At 71.7% G+C, this 16,572-nt stretch carries 14 protein-coding genes; 7 read left to right on the top strand and 7 right to left on the bottom strand.

Annotation, left to right across the window (positions count from 1 at the left end):
- Positions 1-72: 72 nt before the first annotated feature.
- Positions 73-1,851 (top strand): hypothetical protein, encoded by a 1,779-nt coding sequence (locus tag BLV76_RS18235; RefSeq protein ID WP_090970918.1) that lies wholly within the window; start codon positions 73-75, stop codon positions 1,849-1,851.
- 57 nt (positions 1,852-1,908) lie between these two features.
- Here BLV76_RS18235 and BLV76_RS18240 read toward each other — a convergent pair whose 3' ends face one another.
- Genes BLV76_RS18240 through BLV76_RS18250 form a run of 3 tightly spaced genes read right to left on the bottom strand, consistent with a single transcriptional unit; the run spans position 1,909 to position 3,838 of the window.
- Positions 1,909-2,532 carry a CG0192-related protein gene (locus tag BLV76_RS18240; RefSeq protein WP_090970921.1) on the bottom strand — a complete coding sequence of 208 codons (624 nt, stop codon included), beginning with the start codon at positions 2,530-2,532 and terminating at the stop codon, positions 1,909-1,911.
- Positions 2,533-2,541: 9 nt separating this feature from the next.
- Entirely contained in the window at positions 2,542-3,348 is an 807-nt protein-coding gene (locus BLV76_RS18245) for an SRPBCC family protein (protein WP_090970923.1), read from the bottom strand.
- 7 nt (positions 3,349-3,355) lie between these two features.
- Entirely contained in the window at positions 3,356-3,838 is a 483-nt protein-coding gene (locus BLV76_RS18250) for a pyridoxamine 5'-phosphate oxidase family protein (protein WP_090970925.1), read from the bottom strand.
- A 154-nt stretch (positions 3,839-3,992) separates the two neighbouring features.
- On the opposite strand from BLV76_RS18250, the gene BLV76_RS18255 reads away from it, so the two are divergent.
- Positions 3,993-6,356, top strand: coding sequence for an ATP-binding cassette domain-containing protein (locus BLV76_RS18255; protein ID WP_090970928.1), 2,364 nt, complete (start codon positions 3,993-3,995; stop codon positions 6,354-6,356).
- A 6-nt stretch (positions 6,357-6,362) separates the two neighbouring features.
- Here BLV76_RS18255 and BLV76_RS18260 read toward each other — a convergent pair whose 3' ends face one another.
- A complete protein-coding gene (locus BLV76_RS18260) occupies positions 6,363-7,154 on the bottom strand; it encodes an Fpg/Nei family DNA glycosylase (protein ID WP_090972943.1) in 792 nt (263 codons plus the stop codon).
- A gap of 62 nt (positions 7,155-7,216) precedes the next feature.
- Between BLV76_RS18260 and mmuM the strand changes: the two genes are divergently transcribed.
- Positions 7,217-8,125: a homocysteine S-methyltransferase gene (gene mmuM, locus BLV76_RS18265; protein WP_090970930.1), complete on the top strand. Its 909-nt coding sequence runs from the start codon at positions 7,217-7,219 to the stop codon at positions 8,123-8,125.
- Here mmuM and helR read toward each other — a convergent pair.
- A complete protein-coding gene (helR, locus tag BLV76_RS18270) occupies positions 8,115-10,277 on the bottom strand; it encodes an RNA polymerase recycling motor ATPase HelR (protein ID WP_090972945.1) in 2,163 nt (720 codons plus the stop codon). The two genes, mmuM and helR, sit on opposite strands and share 11 nt — an antisense overlap.
- 67 nt (positions 10,278-10,344) lie before the next feature.
- On the opposite strand from helR, the gene BLV76_RS18275 reads away from it, so the two are divergent.
- Together BLV76_RS18275 and BLV76_RS18280 are read left to right on the top strand one after the other, a co-directional pair.
- On the top strand, positions 10,345-10,797 hold the full coding sequence (locus BLV76_RS18275) for a YiiD C-terminal domain-containing protein (protein WP_281246171.1): 453 nt from the start codon (positions 10,345-10,347) through the stop codon (positions 10,795-10,797).
- Positions 10,794-12,008 carry an MFS transporter gene (locus tag BLV76_RS18280; protein ID WP_090970934.1) on the top strand — a complete coding sequence of 405 codons (1,215 nt, stop codon included), beginning with the start codon at positions 10,794-10,796 and terminating at the stop codon, positions 12,006-12,008. The genes BLV76_RS18275 and BLV76_RS18280 overlap by 4 nt, the downstream gene beginning before the upstream one ends.
- Positions 12,009-12,240: 232 nt before the next feature.
- Here BLV76_RS18280 and BLV76_RS23205 read toward each other — a convergent pair whose 3' ends face one another.
- Positions 12,241-12,393: a lytic polysaccharide monooxygenase gene (locus BLV76_RS23205; protein WP_139306683.1), complete on the bottom strand. Its 153-nt coding sequence runs from the start codon at positions 12,391-12,393 to the stop codon at positions 12,241-12,243.
- A gap of 212 nt (positions 12,394-12,605) precedes the next feature.
- On the opposite strand from BLV76_RS23205, the gene BLV76_RS18285 reads away from it, so the two are divergent.
- Positions 12,606-14,321, top strand: coding sequence for a cation:proton antiporter (locus tag BLV76_RS18285; RefSeq protein WP_425433735.1), 1,716 nt, complete (start codon positions 12,606-12,608; stop codon positions 14,319-14,321).
- A gap of 19 nt (positions 14,322-14,340) precedes the next feature.
- Here BLV76_RS18285 and BLV76_RS18290 read toward each other — a convergent pair whose 3' ends face one another.
- Positions 14,341-15,621 carry a calcium-binding protein gene (locus tag BLV76_RS18290; RefSeq protein ID WP_090970939.1) on the bottom strand — a complete coding sequence of 427 codons (1,281 nt, stop codon included), beginning with the start codon at positions 15,619-15,621 and terminating at the stop codon, positions 14,341-14,343.
- A gap of 100 nt (positions 15,622-15,721) precedes the next feature.
- Here BLV76_RS18290 and BLV76_RS18295 point away from each other — a divergent pair, with 100 nt between their 5' ends.
- Positions 15,722-16,561 (top strand): aldo/keto reductase, encoded by an 840-nt coding sequence (locus tag BLV76_RS18295; RefSeq protein ID WP_090970941.1) that lies wholly within the window; start codon positions 15,722-15,724, stop codon positions 16,559-16,561.
- Positions 16,562-16,572: the final 11 nt, after the last annotated feature.

Below are 16,572 nucleotides of genomic sequence, written 5' to 3' on the forward strand. Positions count from 1 at the left end.
TATCAGGTCGCTCCGCCGGTACCTCCTCAAGAGTGGGTCCAACGGGTGGGCCCGTCACTCTCGGAGGTTCACATGCCAGACATCACCGACGCAGCACCCATCGTGACACTCCACGACCTGGCTCGGTTCCGGCTCGACGACGCGCTCGTCCGGCCAGAGCTCTACTGGCCGTGGTGGAGCACGGTCACGGTCAAGGTGCTCCTCGTCACCGACGGTCTCGACTTCGGTGACGGCGACTTCGGCCTCTCCGCCTTCGTCACGAGCCTGGTCAACGACGGTCGCCGCTACGCACGGTTCGACATCACCCTCGGGCACCTGCGCTCGGACGTGACCGACAGCGCGATGCTGGCCCGCGAGCCGCGGATCACCAAGCGGATCAAGGGCTTCCGGTTCGACGTCGCAAGCCACTTCACGCCCACGACGTACGACGAGGTGTGGTTGTTCGGCGTCGAGACCGACTACAAGCAGCCGACCTACGGCACGCGGAGCTCGAGTGCCAGCTATCCGGCTGACCGGCTGAGCGACGCCGAGCTCGACAACCTGACCGCTCACATGAACGGCGGTCGCGGCCTCTTCGCCACGGGCGACCACGCCTTCCTCGGGGCCGGCATGGGCAAGGCGCTCGACCGGGCCCGCAACATGCGTCACTGGGCCGACTTCGGCAGCGGGGAAGTCAGCATGAGCGGCCCTCGGCGCAACGACTCGAACGCACCCGGGCACGACCCCGGCACACAGTTCAGCGACCAGAGCGACGACGTGCCGCAGAGCCTGGACCTCGACCTCTACCACGCGCCGTGGGGCGCGCTGAGGGAGGAGCGCTACCCGCACCCGATCCTGTGCAGCCCGCTGGGCCGGATCGACGTGTTCCCCGACCACCCGCACGAGGGGGAGGTGCGCGTCCCGGACGACATGTCCCTCGCCTGCCGCGACGGGAGCCCGGAGTACCCGGACCGCCTCGACGGCACCGGGCGCGAGGAGCCGCGGATCATCGCCCACGGGCGCGTCCCCGCCGGCAACACCGCCGGCAGCAAGCTCGCCACCTTCGCGCACGCGTTCGGCCTGCTCTGCGCGTACGACGGACACCGCGCCGGCGTGGGGCGGGTGGTGACCGACTCGACCTGGCACCACTTCGTGAACGTCAACCTCATCGGGATCCTCGAGGGCGGTGGTTTCGACGACTTCGGCCGGCCGGGGGAGGACCCCAGCAAGCACACGGGGTTCCTGGCCAGCGCGGCCGGACAGGAGGTGCTGAAGAAGGTCCAGCACTACTACGTCAACACCGCGGTCTGGCTCTCGCCCGCGCCGCTGGTCCAGGCGATGAACGACGGCTTCTGGTGGGACCTCGTCTGGAACGACCGGGTCGTCGAGGCCACGCTGCTCGACCCCAACACCCGGATCCAGGAGGTCAGCGTCCGCGACTTCTTCGAGATCGGGTCGCAGGCGCGGGACGTCCTCGGGCGCCGTGCGACGGTGTGCCGCTCGCTGCACTTCGTCATCCCGTGGCTCGAGATCGTGTGGGCCGAGCTGGTGCCTTGGGTGAACCCGTGGGACCCGGTCGTCCGCGACGGACTGCCCGAGATGCCCTGGATCGATCCCGAGCCGCTGATGAAGATCGCTCTCGGCGGTGCCCTGGTCGCGCTCCGCGAGGCGCACCCCTACCCGCCCGCCAAGCCGCCCCGCTTCGGCGAGGAGGAGTCGGCGATCGTCACCCGGGGCATGGCGACGGCGCTCTCCGCAGGTGTCCGCGACCTGCAGCGGGACCTGGCATCCATGTCCGAGGTGGTCGACGCGGGGGTCGACCGGCTCGGCGAGATGGCGAAGGCGCCGGCGCGCAGGTCCAGGAGGAAGTAGCCGCTGCCTGCCGGCCCGCCTGCCCGGAGCCGTCCCGGTGGGCGGGCCGGGTGCGGGTCAGTGGGTCCGCAGCACGGCCAGCACCGTGGTCTCGCCGCGGTGCCCGACCCGGCCGAGGAGGTGCGGGCCCTCGCCGAGGGGAGTGCCGAGGACACGCGCGAGCGCGATCTCGGTGTCCCCGGCGCGTACGACAGTGAGGTTGCCGTCGTCGGTCACCTCGTCGATCGACGCGACCGGGGGAGCGCTCGTGCCGGACCCGCTGCCGCGAACCTGCATCCGCGCCGGGATGTCGACGCGCTCGCCGTCCTGCTCGAGGAACATCTGCGACTGACGGGCGCCGGTGAGGATGCCGGTGACGAGCGTGCGCGCCCAGACCGGGTCGCCGCAGCCGTCGTAGACCCACCGCTCGCCGAGCACCGAGTGCTGGGTGGTGGTGATCAGGTGGTCCTCGGCACCGGCGAGCGGCGCCGCACGGTAGGTGAGCGGTGTCTGCACGACGGCCCCGTCGTCGCACCGCCACAGGATCGTCTCCACCCCGACCTCGCCGTCGGGGTCGTCGTAGCGGTACTCGGCCAGCTTCTCGGCGACCACCTTCCCCGTCGGCCACGTGCGCGTCTGGAGCCAGGCCTCGACGATCTCCTGCTTCGACGGCGACAGCGTGGCGCGGTGGACGATTCCCATGGGCGGACTCTAGGCCGCGGGGAGCGAGAGCCCCAGCGCCTCCGCGAGACGCGCGGGATCGGCCACCGACAACGTCGCGCCGGGGTGCCGGATCGTGCCGGTCGGGTCGATGGCGGGGACGGGGGAGTGGAAGGTGAGGCAGAGTGCCCGCTCGCCGTTGGTCGTGAAGGAGATGCCGCGGTCGGCGAGGGACAGGTGCGGGGGACCGGCGGTCTTCACGAACCCGAAGCCGCCGGACGCCTCGGCCGACGCGATGTTGCTGCGCGGGGTCGCGAGCCGCCACGGGCCGTAGCCGACGTAGAGCCACTCGGGGCCCACCTCGATGGTCGTCGTGCGCGGCGTGATGCCGAAGGGGCGACCGGCCAGGGCATACGTCCGGTCGAAGCGGAAGTCGAACGTCTCGACCGGTTCCTGATCCCGAGCCAGGCCGAAGCGGTCACGGACGAGGCCGCGGAGCGCGGCGGCTGCAGGGATGCGATAGGGCTGCAGGAGCGTCGCCGACGCACCGTGGACGCGGAGCAGGGCACGACTTCCACCCCCGGCGGCGGGAAGCACGTGGTGCGACATCTCGACCGACGCCGGGCCACGGTGCACCCGCCAGGACCACGATCGTCGGACGGCGTCGACGGCGGTCACCTCGAAGTCGATCGACACCGGTCCGGGGCCGTGCACGCGCCCCGTCGTGCCGACCTCGAGCTCGTCGTGCGACGCCTCGACGGCGGTGATCAGCGGCGCCCAGACCGGCCAGGTCGACGGGGTGGTGAACCGCAGCCAGGCCTCGTCGGCGCCGGCCGGTCCGTGTGCGTGGACGAGCACCGGGTCGTCAGAGGGCGACGGTGTCGTTGTCGCCGAGGTCGGGCGTCCCTCGACCGACGAGGCCCTTGGCCAGCTCGAGGACCGACGCGACCTTGCCGGGGGAGTCCCAGTACTCCGCGGAGCTGCCCGACACCTCGAGCAGGACGTTGGACTCGTCCTCCGGCCCACCGGTCATGAAGACACCGGCCGACAGGTCCCAGAGCTGCTTGAGCTTCTCCCGGTCCTCGCTCACCCGCGCCGTGCCGGTCAGCGACACCCAGCCGTCGCCACTGGCGTACGCGACGTTGACCCGCGGGTCGGCCTCGATCGCGCGGACCTTGTCGGTGTCGCGCTCGGTGAGGAACCAGACGGTGCCCGGGTGCTCGAAGTCCTGGGTGCCCATCGGCGTCGAGACGAGGGCGCCGTCGGCCGAGACGTAGGTCAGCACCGCGATGCGGGTGTCCTCCATGATCTCGGCAACGGTCGCGAGCTGGTCGTCATGAGTGGTCATGCCATCGACCGTCGCACGATGCGCAGATGCGGCACCACACACCGAGGGGCGGGCCGGCCCGCGGCGATGTCACGTCCCCGCGTCCCCGTCCGTCGTACTGGCAGGATTGCCCGCGCGAGCAGGCACACGACACGACCGGGGAGACACCGAGGCGATGACGACCACACACCCAGCCGACGACCACGACCTGATCCGCGTCGAGGGCGCGCGCGAGAACAACCTCAAGAACGTCTCGGTCGACCTGCCCAAGCGACGCCTGTCGGTCTTCACCGGCGTCTCCGGCTCCGGCAAGAGCTCCCTGGTCTTCGCCACCATCGCGGCCGAGTCGCAGCGGATGATCAACGAGACCTACAGCGCGTTCGTGCAGGGGTTCATGCCCTCGCTCGCGAGGCCCGACGTCGACCACCTCGAGGGCCTGACGACCGCGATCATCGTCGACCAGGAGCGGATGGGCGCCAACCCGCGCTCCACGGTCGGCACCGCCACCGACGCCAACGCGATGCTGCGGATCCTCTTCAGCCGCCTCGGTGACCCGTACGTCGGCCCGCCGACGGCGTACTCCTTCAACGTCCCGACCCGCAAGGCGAGCGGCATGATGACGACCGAGAAGGGCGGCCGCACCGAGCGCCGGATCGCCAAGCAGGAGGTCTACCTCGGCGGCATGTGCCCGCGCTGCGAGGGCATGGGCAAGGTCAACGACATCGACCTGACGGCGCTCTACGACGACGAGAAGTCGCTCAACGACGGCGCGCTGACCGTGCCGGGCTACTCGATGGACGGGTGGTACGGCCGGCTGTTCGAGGGCATGGGCCTGCCGATGGACAAGCCGATCAAGTCGTTCACGAAGAAGCAGCTCGAGACGATGCTGTGGTCAGAGCCGACCAAGCTGAAGGTCGAGGGCGTCAACCTGACCTTCACCGGCATGATCCCGCAGATCCAGAAGTCGATCCTGTCCAAGGACCCCGAGGCGATGCAGCCGCACATCCGGCGCTTCGTCGACCGCGCGGTGACCTTCCAGACCTGCCCCGACTGCGACGGCACTCGACTCACCCCGGAGGCGCGGGCCTCGAAGATCGACGGCAGGTCGATCGCCGACCTCTGCGAGATGCAGATCAGCGACCTCGCCGCGTGGGTGCGCGGCCTGGACGAGCCGTCCGTCGCGCCGCTGCTCAAGGGGCTCCAGCACCTGCTCGACTCGTTCTCCGAGATCGGCCTCGGCTACCTCTCGCTCGACCGCCCGGCCGGCACGCTGTCGGGCGGCGAGGCGCAGCGCACCAAGATGATCCGGCACCTCGGGTCGTCGCTGACCGACGTGACCTACGTGTTCGACGAGCCCACCATCGGCCTCCACCCGCACGACATCGAGCGGATGAACAACCTGCTGCTCCAGCTCCGCGACAAGGGCAACACCGTCCTGGTCGTGGAGCACAAGCCCGAGACGATCTCGATCGCCGACCACGTCGTCGACATCGGCCCGGCGGCCGGTGCCGGCGGCGGCGAGATCTGCTTCGAGGGCGACGTCGACGGCCTCCGCCGGAGCGGGACGATCACCGGCCGGCACCTCGACGACCGCGCCTCGCTCAAGGACTCGGTGCGCAAGGCGACCGGGCAGATGGAGGTGCGCGGTGCGAGCACCCACAACCTCAAGGACGTCGACGTCGACGTGCCACTGGGCCTGCTGACCGTCGTCACCGGGGTGGCGGGGTCCGGCAAGAGCTCGCTCATCCACGGCTCGCTCGCGGGTCGCGAGGACGTCATCGTGATCGACCAGGGCGCCATCAAGGGCTCCCGCCGCAGCAACCCCGCGACGTACACCGGCCTCCTCGAGCCGATCCGCAAGGCGTTCGCCAAGGCCAACGGTGTGAAGCCGGCGCTCTTCAGCTCCAACTCCGAGGGCGCCTGCTCCACCTGCAACGGCGCCGGCGTGATCTTCACCGAGCTCGGACCCATGGCGACGGTTGAGTCTCCGTGCGAGGAGTGCGAGGGCCGTCGCTTCAAGGCCGAGGTGCTGGAGTACACCCTCGGCGGCAAGGACATCGCCGAGGTGCACGAGATGTCGGTGTCGGACGCGCTCGTGCTCTTCAGCGACGGCGAGGCGAAGATCCCGGCCGCGGTGAAGATCCTCGAGCGCCTCGTCGACGTCGGCCTCGGCTACATCACGCTCGGCCAGCCGCTCAGCACGCTCTCCGGCGGCGAGCGCCAGCGGATCAAGCTCGCCGTGCAGATGGGCGACAAGGGCGACGTCTACATCCTCGACGAGCCGACGACGGGCCTCCACCTCGCCGACGTCGAGAACCTCCTGGGCTTGCTGGACCGCCTGGTCGACTCGGGCAAGTCCGTCATCGTGATCGAGCACCACCAGGCCGTGATGGCGCACGCCGACTGGATCATCGACATCGGACCCGGTGCCGGCCACGACGGCGGCACCGTCGTCTTCGAGGGGGCGCCGTCCGAGATGGTGGGCGCGAAGAAGCCGACGCTGACCGGCAAGCACCTCAAGGAGTACGTCGGCGCCTGACGCCACTCAGGCCTGGCAGACCGGGCACCAGAAGAGCCGCCGCGCTCCGATGGTCGTGTCCTGCACCGGCGTGCCGCAGATCCGGCACGGCAGTCCGGCGCGTCCGTAGGCGTAGTGCGCGTCGACCCGCCGCGGCCGCCCGGCGGGACGCTCCCGGTCCTCGGGGTGCGTCGTGACGATGCGGCCGGCGCGCACGCCGGCGCGGAGCAGGCCGACGAGGTCGTCCCACAGCGCGTGCAGCGTCGCCGCGTCGTGGGCCCGCCCCGGCCGGAACGGGTCGAGGCGCTGCCGGAACAGCACCTCCGCGCGATAGACGTTGCCGACGCCCGCGACGACCGACTGGTCCATCAGGAGCGTGGCGATCGGCGCCCGGCTGCGCAGCACGCGAGCCACGAAGGCCTCCACGTCCGGCCGACGTCGCAACGGGTCCGGGCCCAGCCGCGCGAGGATCCCGCGGCGCTCGTCGTCGGTCAGCACCTCGCACGCGGTCGGGCCACGGAGCTCCAGCCAGTGACCGCCCCCGAGGAGGCGGAGCCGCAGGGCACCACGGGTCGGGGGAGCGGGCAGCACCCCGTCGCGGAACTTGCCGTAGAGCCCGAGGTGCACGTGCAGCCACAGGTCGTCGTAGCGGTGGAAGAGGTGCTTGCCCCACGCGTCCGTCGCCGCGAGCTCGCGGCCGTCGAGCAGGGCCGCACCGTCCTCGAAGCGGCCCTGGGGGCTGTCCGCCGACACGTGGCTGCCGCCCAGCAGCCGGGCGTGGCGACGGGCGAGTCGGTGGATCGTGTGTCCCTCTGGCACGCGGCGATCGTCGCCGACGAGACCACGCGTCAGGCACACCCCTCGGGTGCAAGACTCGTCCGGTGACCCGCACCAGCCTCAGCAACGCCATCACCGCGCGTCCCGTCGTCCTCGACGGCGGCCTCGCCACCCTCCTCGAGCGGCACGGCCACGACCTCTCCTCCGACCTCTGGTCCGCCCGGCTCCTGCGCGACGACCCGGCCGCGATCGAGCGCGCGCACCGTGAGTTCTTCGAGTCCGGGGCCGAGGTGGCCACCACCGCGTCCTACCAGGTCTCCTTCGAGGGCTTCGGCGCCACCGGCGTCGACCGGGACGAGGTGGCGCGGCTGCTGCGCCGCAGCGTGTCGCTCGCGGCCGACGCGCGCGACGCGGCCGCCCCCGACGCCTGGGTGGCGGCGTCGGTCGGGCCCTACGGCGCCGTGCTGGCCGACGGCTCGGAGTACCGGGGTGACTACGACCTCGACGTCGCCGGCCTGCGCACCTTCCACCGACCGCGGCTCGACGTGCTCGCCGCGACCGTGGGGGAGGGCGCGGACATCCTGGCGATCGAGACGATCCCGTGCCTGGCCGAGGTCGAGGCCGTGCTGGCCGAGCTCGACGGCACCGGCGTGCCGGCCTGGCTGTCGCTGTCGGCCGCCGGGGACCGCACCCGGGCGGGCGAGGCGCTGGAGGACGCGTTCGCGATGGCGGCCGACGTCCCCGAGGTGCTCGCCGTGGGCGTCAACTGCACCACTCCGGCCGACGCCCGGGCCGCCGTGCCGCTGGCCGGGGCGCACGGCGCTGCCATCGTCTACCCGAACTCCGGCCAGGCCTGGAACGCGGAGACGCGTGCGTGGGAGGGGCGCTCCGCCTTCGACGCCGAGGACGTCTCGGCGTGGGTCGCGGCCGGGGCCCGGCTGGTGGGTGGATGCTGCCGGGTCGGCCCCGAGGACGTCTCCGCGCTGCGGCAGCTGGTGGGCGCTACGACGTGAGCAGCACCAGCTGCTGCGTGGCACGCGTCATCGCGACGTAGCGGTCGACGGCCCCGGTGATGCCGTCGCCGAGCCTCTGCGGATCGACCAGGACGACGAGGTCGAACTCGAGGCCCTTCGCGAGCTCCGGCGTGAGCGAGCGGACGCGCGCCGAGTCGGCGTACGACGCGTCGCCGATGACGACAGCGGTTCCCTCGGCGTGCTCGGCGAGCCACTCGGCCACGATCCGGTCGCGGTCGGCCACCGGGGCGCGGAGCACCGGGATCCGGCTCTCGCGGATCGACGTCGGGACGTTGGCGTCGGGGAGCACGGCCCGGATCACCGGCTCGGCCTCGGCCATGACCTCGGCGGGCGTGCGGTAGTTCACCGTGAGTGGGGCCACGGTCGCGTCCGGGAGACCGATGCGCGTGAGCCGCTCGGTCCACGTCTCGGTGAAGCCGTGCCGCGCCTGGGCGGGGTCGCCGACGATCGTGAAGCTCCGCGACGGGTTGCGCCGCAGGAGCATCTGCCACTCCGCGTCGCTGAGCTCCTGGGCCTCGTCGACCACGATGTGCGCGAACGGCCCCTCCAGCAGGTCGGGGTCGGCCGTCGGCAGCGCTGCGTCGTCGACCAGCGCGGTCTGGAGGTCGCCGTGGACGAGCATCGAGACCAGCCCGTCGCCGAACTCGTCGGCGCCGGACTCGCGTGCGGTCGTGCGCAGGTCGTCGATGACCTCTCCCATCCTGGCCCGCTCGCGCGCCTCGGCCGCCTGCGTACGACGCCGGCGGCGCGACGCCTCCGGGTCGCCGAGCCGCAGCCGGGCCGCGTCGAGCAGCGGGAGGTCGGCGTACGTCCATGCCTCCGGGTCCTCGCGACGCAGCGCCGTGACCTCGTCGGGCCCGAGCCACGGCGTGCAGTGGCGGAGGTAGGCCGGGACCGTCCAGAGGTCGCCGACGAGGTCGGTGTGCTCGAGGAGCGGCCAGTGGCGGTCGAACTCCTCGCGGAGGGCCGCGTTGCGCTCCAGCACGGCGCGGAACTCGTCAGGGGAGAGGTCGTCGAGGTCCGCCTTGTCCACCAGGATCGTGAGCACCTCCTCCCACACGTCGTCGCGAGCCAGGTTGTGCGGGGTGCCGGGGTCGGCGGAGTCGAAGGCCTCCTTCCACTCCGCGACGGTGATCCGGACGTCGGCCCACGGCGTCTCCACGAGCAGGGCGTCGCTCGGCGGCTCCTCGTAGAGCGCCACCGCCGGCTCGATCGCGGCGACCATGCGGAGGTCGGCCTTCAGCGCCGCCACGCGCTCGTCCGCCTCCGGGCGGGCAGCGGGCGCCTCGGGCACGAGGTCGCGCACCGTGCAGGTCTGCACGCCCTCCTCGCCCAGGCTGGGCAGGACGTCGCTGACGTAGGCCAGGTAGGGCTGGTGGGGTCCGACGAAGAGGACACCGCCGTGACGGTGCCCGAGCCGCGGGTCGGAGTACAGGAGGTAGGCCGTGCGGTGCAGCGCCACGACCGTCTTCCCCGTGCCCGGGCCTCCGTCGACCACCAGCGCGCCCTTCGAGCCCGCGCGGATGATGGCGTCCTGGTCGGACTGGATCGTGCCGAGCACGTCGCGCATCCGCGCCGTCCGGCTGCCCCCGAGGGTCGCGATGAACGCGGACTGGTCGTCGAGCGCGGCGGTGTGGGTGAGCCCCTCCTCGGTGAACGCCTCGTCCCAGTAGTCGACGATGCGGCCACCGGTCCACCGGTAGCGACGACGGCTGACGAGTCCCTGCGGATGGGCGTGCGTGGCGGCGAAGAACGGTTCGGCAGCGGGGGAGCGCCAGTCGACGAGGAGGCGCCTGCCGTCCTGGTCGGAGAGCCCGAAGCGGCCGATGTACGTCGGCTCGGCGACGCCCTCGTGGACGATGCGGCCGAGGCAGAGGTCGAGGTCGAAGCGGCGCAGCGCCCGCAGCCGCGCGGTCTGGCGGTGCACCTCCTGGTCCCGCTCGAGGGCCGCGGTGCCGTGGCGCGCGGTGGCCTGCTTCGTCTCGGCCAGGCCGGCCTCGAGCTCGGCGATGGCGTGCTCGAGGCTCGCGGCGACGGTGCGGAAGTGGTCGCGGTCGGTGTCGGTCAGGGACGGTTCGAGCTTGTCGGCGAGGGCGTCGGGAAGGGCGAAGGGAGCGGTGTCGTGCGGCATCACGCCGAGCAGTGTGGGTCACCGACAGGGTCTTGAAACAAGCCCCCTGATCGCCTATACCTTGGGAGTGGAGGAAGCCGCTGGCCACGACGGGGGCCTCGCTTCCGTCCCGATCCTGGAGGCCATGGGCATCCGCGTCGTCGAGGTCCGGCCCGGTTTCGCGAGCGCCGACCTGCCGCCCGAGCCCAACACCAATCACTTCGGGGTCACCTACGCCGGGTCGCTCTTCAGCGTGGCCGAGATGCTCGGTGGCCTGCTCGCGATGGCGAGCTTCGACCTCGGCGGCGAGCTCGCCGGCTTCGTGCCGCTCGTCAAGGAGTCGACCATCCGGTTCCGGCGGCCCGCGCTGGGCGTCGTACGCGCCGAGGCGTCGTTGCCGGACGACGAGGTCGCCCGCGTCCGCGAGTCGGCGCTCACCACCGGGAAAGGTGAGTTCGCGCTCGAGGCGACCCTGACGGACGCGGGGGGAGAGGTCGTCGCGTCCACCGTCGGGACCTACCAGGTCCGGCGCCTCGGGTGATCTCCCCGAGCTTCGCCCGCTACTGGCGCGCGTCTGCGGTCTCCGGCTTCGGCACCTACGTCACCCTCTTCGCTCTGCAGGCGCTGGTGGTCCTCACCTTGGACGGGACGGCGTCCGACGTCGGCTGGCTCAACGCCGTGCGGTGGCTGCCGTACCTCGTCGTCGGGATCGTGGTCGGCGCGCTCGTCGACGGACGGCGCCGGCTGCCGCTGATGGTCGGCACCGACGTGGTGCAGGCCGTGCTCCTGCTCGCGATCCCGCTCCTGTGGTGGCTCGATGTGCTGACCCTGCCGGTGCTGCTGGTCGTGGTCGCCGCCTACGGCACCGCCGCGGTCGTGAACAGCTCGGCGTCGATGTCGTTCCTGCCGCGGATCGTCGGACGCGAGGACCTGCAGCGGGCGCACGCGCGGATCGACGGCGCCGACGCCGTGGCGACCACGTCAGGGCCGGCGATCGGGGGACTACTGGTTAGCCTCGTCGGTGCGCCGGTCGCCGTCCTGGTCGACTCCCTCACCTATCTCTACTCGGCGCTCACCCTGCGCCGGATCGAGCACGAGGAGCCGCCTGCCCGCGCCGGGCTGACGGTGCGAGGGCTGCTCGCGGACATCGGCGAGGGCATCCGGTGGGCCTACGGCCGCTCCGGTCTCGCCACCCTGGCGATCAACACGCACGGATGGTTCCTCGCCCACGCCGTCGTCGGTGTCGTGCTGGCGCCGTACGCGTTCCTGGTCCTCGACCTCAGCGCCGTCCAGCTCGGTGTCACGGGAGCCGTCGGAGGCGTCGGCGCAGTGGTCGGCACCCTCGTCACCACGGCCGTCGGCCGCAGGCTCGGCACCGGCTGGACGATCATCCTGTGCCACGCGATCACCACGGTCGCCGTCGTGACGTACGCCGTTGCGGGCCAGGTCGGCGGCGCCGCTGTGGTCGTGCTGGCGCTCGGGCAGCTGCTCTACGGACTCGCGATGGGCATGAGCAACTCCCACGAGATGAGCTATCGCCAGCTGGTGACGCCCGACGAGCTCCAGGCCCGCACCAACACCACGTTGCGCTCGCTCAACCGCGCGGTCGTCGTGGTGGCCTCGCCGATCGCCGGCATCCTGGCCGACGCCTGGGGTATCACACCGGTGCTCGTGCTCTCGGCCGTGCTGTTCGGGCTCGTCACGCTCAGCCTGGCTGCAACGCCGTTCCGGAACGTCCGGGCGCCGGTGTAGGCACCCCACGAGGATGTGATTCGGCCGCCGACGCCACACGTGTCCGAGACATGGCCCTCGTGGTGCATCGAGAGGGGCAGTATCGCGGACACGTGTGGCGAGAGGGGTTCCCTGAGCGTGAGTATATCGCCGATAACTGACATTATGTCATTACAAGTGGATCGGGCCACTCCTCCCGACAATGGAGCCAGGAGCCCGATCTACCGGCGCCTGGCTCCACTGTCGGCGTCCGTCAGTCGTGCTCGAGCCCGTTGCCCACGCCGCTCACGACGTCCACGTCGACGCAGTTGTAGAACGCGTTGACCGTGTCGGCGACGTTCCAGCGCGCCAGGATCGTGTGGCGCCCGGGCGACAGGCCGGTGATCGTGTGGCTGATGATGTGGATGACGGCCGATCGGCCGGTGCCTCAGGACCGTAGGAAGCACCCTCGACGCGCCACAAGGGACCATTGGTCCGGTCCCCTGACAAACCCACCGGACCACTGGCGTCGTACGACGACGAAGGTGCTAGTCACGGGTCTGGCGGACTCCCCAGCGGATCGCGGTGCCGTCGGTCTTGCATCCTGAGACCGGACCGTCGCGGCCTACCCTGATGCCCGTGGAGCTGCTCACCCTCGCCATCGCCGCGCTCATGGCCATCGTCGTCGCAGCCGTCCTCTCCCGCCGGACCGGCATCGCCACGCCCCTGGTCCTGCTGGTGGTCGGCATCGTCTTCAGCGTCATCCCCGCGACGCCCGACTTCGAGCTCGAGCCCGACTGGATCCTCATCGGCGCGCTGCCGCCCCTGCTGTACGCCACTGCGGTGCAGGTGCCCGTCGTCGACCTGCGCCGCAGCTTCGGCATGATCACGTGGCTCTCCGTCACGTTGGTCATCGTCTCCGCGCTCGCCGTCGGGGCGGTGGTCCACCTCATCGCGCCGGACGTGTCGTTCGCGGCCGGGGTCGCGCTCGGCGCCGTCGTCAGCCCCACCGACGCCGTCGCCGCGACCGCGATCGGCAAGCGGCTCGGGCTCCCCCACCGGCTGATGACCGTGCTCGAGGGCGAGAGCCTCCTGAACGACGCGTCCGCCCTCGTGGTGCTGCGCACGGCCCTGCTCGCGATCACCGCGGGCTTCAGCCTCGGCGACGCGGTCTTCGACTTCGCCAAGGCGGTCGTCCTCGCCGTCGTGATCGGCTTCGTCGTCGGCCACGCCACCGTGTGGCTGCGCAGCAAGCTCGACGACCCGGTGCTGATGACGGCCGTCAGCTTCATCGTTCCGTTCCTCGCCTTCCTCCCCGCCGAGGAGGCGGAGGCCTCGGGCGTCGTCGCCGTGGTCGTTGCGGGCCTGGTCACTGGCCATTACGGGGCGCGGAAGTTCAGCGCCCGCGAACGCCTCACCGAGCGCACCAACTGGCTCACGCTCCAGTTCCTCGTCGAGAACGGCGTCTTCCTGCTCATGGGACTCCAGCTCGAGTCGCTGCTCCGCGACCTCGACGAGTCCAACAGCACCGTGCCCGAGGTCCTCGCCATCTCCGCCGTGGTGTTCGCGCTCCTGCTCGTGCTGCGCGTGGGCTTCGTCGGCGTCGAGGTGCTGAGCGAGCGACGCCAGCAGCCCAAGCTCGACGCGATGCGCGAGCGCCTCGACCAGATCAGCACACGCGTCGACACGATGACCGAGGAGGGCGGCGAGCGGATCGACAGCGAGCGTGGCCAGCAGCGCCTGTCGATGTACCGCCGTCGCGTGCAGCGCGGCAAGGCCGACGTCGACTACCAGGAGAGCGAGCCGATCACCGCCCGCGGCGGCGCCGTGCTGTCGTGGGCCGGGATGCGCGGCGTGGTCACCCTCGCGGCCGCGCTCACGATCGGCCCCGAGGTCGACGAGCGCACGCTCCTGATCACCGTGGCCTTCGTCGTGGCCGTGGCCTCGCTCCTCCTCTACGGCGGCACCCTCCCGCTCGTCATCCGGTGGCTCGGCGTGACCGGCACCGACCCGACCAAGCAGCGCGACGAGGTGGTCGACCTCTTCGGCGACATCACCAGCACGGCCGTCACGGCACTCGGTCCGCTCGACCAGATCGTCATCGACGGACAGAGGATCGACCCCGACGTCGCCGAGCAGTCACTGTCGTGGCTCGACCGCATCGAGGAGCGACGGGCCGACGCCACGCCCGAGGCGCTCACGCAGGCGACCCAGCGGGTGCTCCTGCACCGTGAGTTCATCGCGCTGATGCGCGACGCGCTGCACGAGGAGCGCGCGATCGGCGCCTACAGCACCGGGGCGCTCACCATGGCGTCGTCGATGATCGACGCCCAGGAGCTGCGGCTCGAGAGGTGAGCCACCGGGCGCGCCGGGATCAGCGACGCAGCTCGCACTGCCGCAGCTCCTCACCGCCGAGGCATCGGTCGCGCCCGGCACCGCCGACGAGCTGGTCGCGACCCGGACCACCGACGAGGAGGTCGTCCCGCCTGCCGCCGATGAGGACGTCGCGACCACCGCGGCCGTACGCCGTGATCTGCAGGCCTCCGCCCACCGAGACGCTGTCGCGCCCCGGGCCGCCGAGGTAGCGCAGGGACGCGCGACCCGCGGAGAACCGCAGGTCCTCGACCTTCGTGTAGCGCGCCCGCTTCGCACCGGAGACCATGACCTGCTTGCGCGGCACGTCGACGACGTACTGCGAGCCGCGCGGGAACTGCGACTTCGGTGCGCGCAGCCGGACGATGTCGTGGCCCGCGCCACCGCTCACGCTGATGGCCTTGCCGCGGCGCAGGACGGCGTCGATCTCGTCGTCGCCCGCACCGCCGTGCACGCTGACGCCGAGCTGCCCGACGAGGTAGTCGTCCCCGGCGCCACCGCCGATGAAGGCGCCGCGGCCGTAGGTCTCGAGGAAGTCCTCGCCCGCGCCTCCGAGGATCCGGTCACGGCCGCCCTCCGGCGAGACCACGATGTCGTCCCCGTCGCCCGCGCGGACCAGGTCGTCGCCGGCTCCGGGCTGGAGGTCGTCGTCGCCACCGAGGGCGTCGATCCGGTCGTCGCCGGCACCACCACGGATGCGGTCGGGGCCGTCGGTGCCGGTGAGCACGTCGTCGTACGCGGATCCGATGATCCCGCCTGAGAAGGCAGGCACGACGATGGTGTCCCCGCCCTCGCCCGTCGCCGTACCGGCGGAGAGATCGACCGTGACCGGGCCGCGGGCACCGGCGAAGGACACCGTGTCGTAGTCGGCGAGACGGTCCACGTAGTCCACGTCGGCCGACTGCGGGTCGTCACCCAGATCGATGACGTCGTCACCGGGACCGGGGACGAGCACGTCGCCGTCGTAGCCGTCGTCCGGGGAGTACTCGCCGTCGAGGCCACCGAACAGGCGGTCGTCGCCCGGCCCCCCGATGAGCTCGTCGGCGTCGCCGAGACCGCAGATCGTGTCGTTCCCCGCGCCGCCGTCGATGGTGTCGCGCCCCTCGGTGCCGAGGATCACGTCGTCGCCCGGGGTGCCGGACGTCGGCACACCCGGGAGCGCGACGATCGTCGGCGCCTTCCCGTCGCACGTCGTCTGGGCCACAGCCGTCCCGGCGGACAGGCCCACGACGGCCAACGGCGTCATGGCGATCGTCAGGACAGCGGCAGCGGTGCGTCGCACGGTGATCTCCTCCGAGGGCGTCGAGCCCCTGGGCGGGGCCGTACCAGTCTGATGCACGGAGAGGTGAGGAAGTTGTGGCGACCGGTCCTAGGTTGGACGCATGTCCCAGATCCCGACGTACGACCTCAACGACGGCACCACGATCCCCGCCATCGGGTTCGGCACCTATCCCCTGCGCGACGAGGACGGCATCGGCTCGATCGCCGGCGCGATCGAGGCCGGCTACCGGCTCGTCGACACAGCCGTGAACTACGGGAACGAGACCGAGGTCGGCGAGGCCATCCGCCGCTCGGGGGTCCCCCGCGACGAGATCCTCGTGGCCAGCAAGATCCCCGGCCGCCACCACGCGTACGACGACGCCATCGCGTCGGTGCGCGAGTCGCTGGGCCGGCTCGGGCTGGAGCGCACCGACCTCCACCTCATCCACTGGCCCAACCCGTCGCAGGGCAAGTACGTCGAGGCGTGGCGCGCGCTCGTCCAGCTGCAGAAGGACGGTCTCGTCCGCTCGATCGGCGTCTCCAACTTCACCGAGGAGCACCTCACCCGGATCATCGACGACACCGGCGTCGTCCCGGCGGTCAACCAGGTCGAGCTGCACCCCCGCTTCCCGCAGGCCCACATGCGCGAGGTGCACGAGCGACTCGGCATCCGCACCGAGGCGTGGAGCCCGATGGGCAAGCGCCGGGCACCGCTCGACGAGGACGCGGTGACCATGGCTGCGGCGGCCCACGACGTCTCGGCCGGGCAGGTCATCCTGCGCTGGCACGTCCAGCTCGGGTCGCTGCCGATCCCCAAGTCCGCCGACCCTTCCCGGCAGGCCGAGAACCTCGACGTCTTCGGCTTCGAGCTCACCGACGACGAGATGGCTGCCATCACCGGGCTCGCGGAGGACGACGGACGGCTCTTCGGCGGCGACCCCGACACCCACGAGGAGATGTGAGGCGGCGCTGG

The sequence above is a fragment of the Nocardioides exalbidus genome, assembly GCF_900105585.1.
GTDB lineage: Bacteria > Actinomycetota > Actinomycetes > Propionibacteriales > Nocardioidaceae > Nocardioides > Nocardioides exalbidus.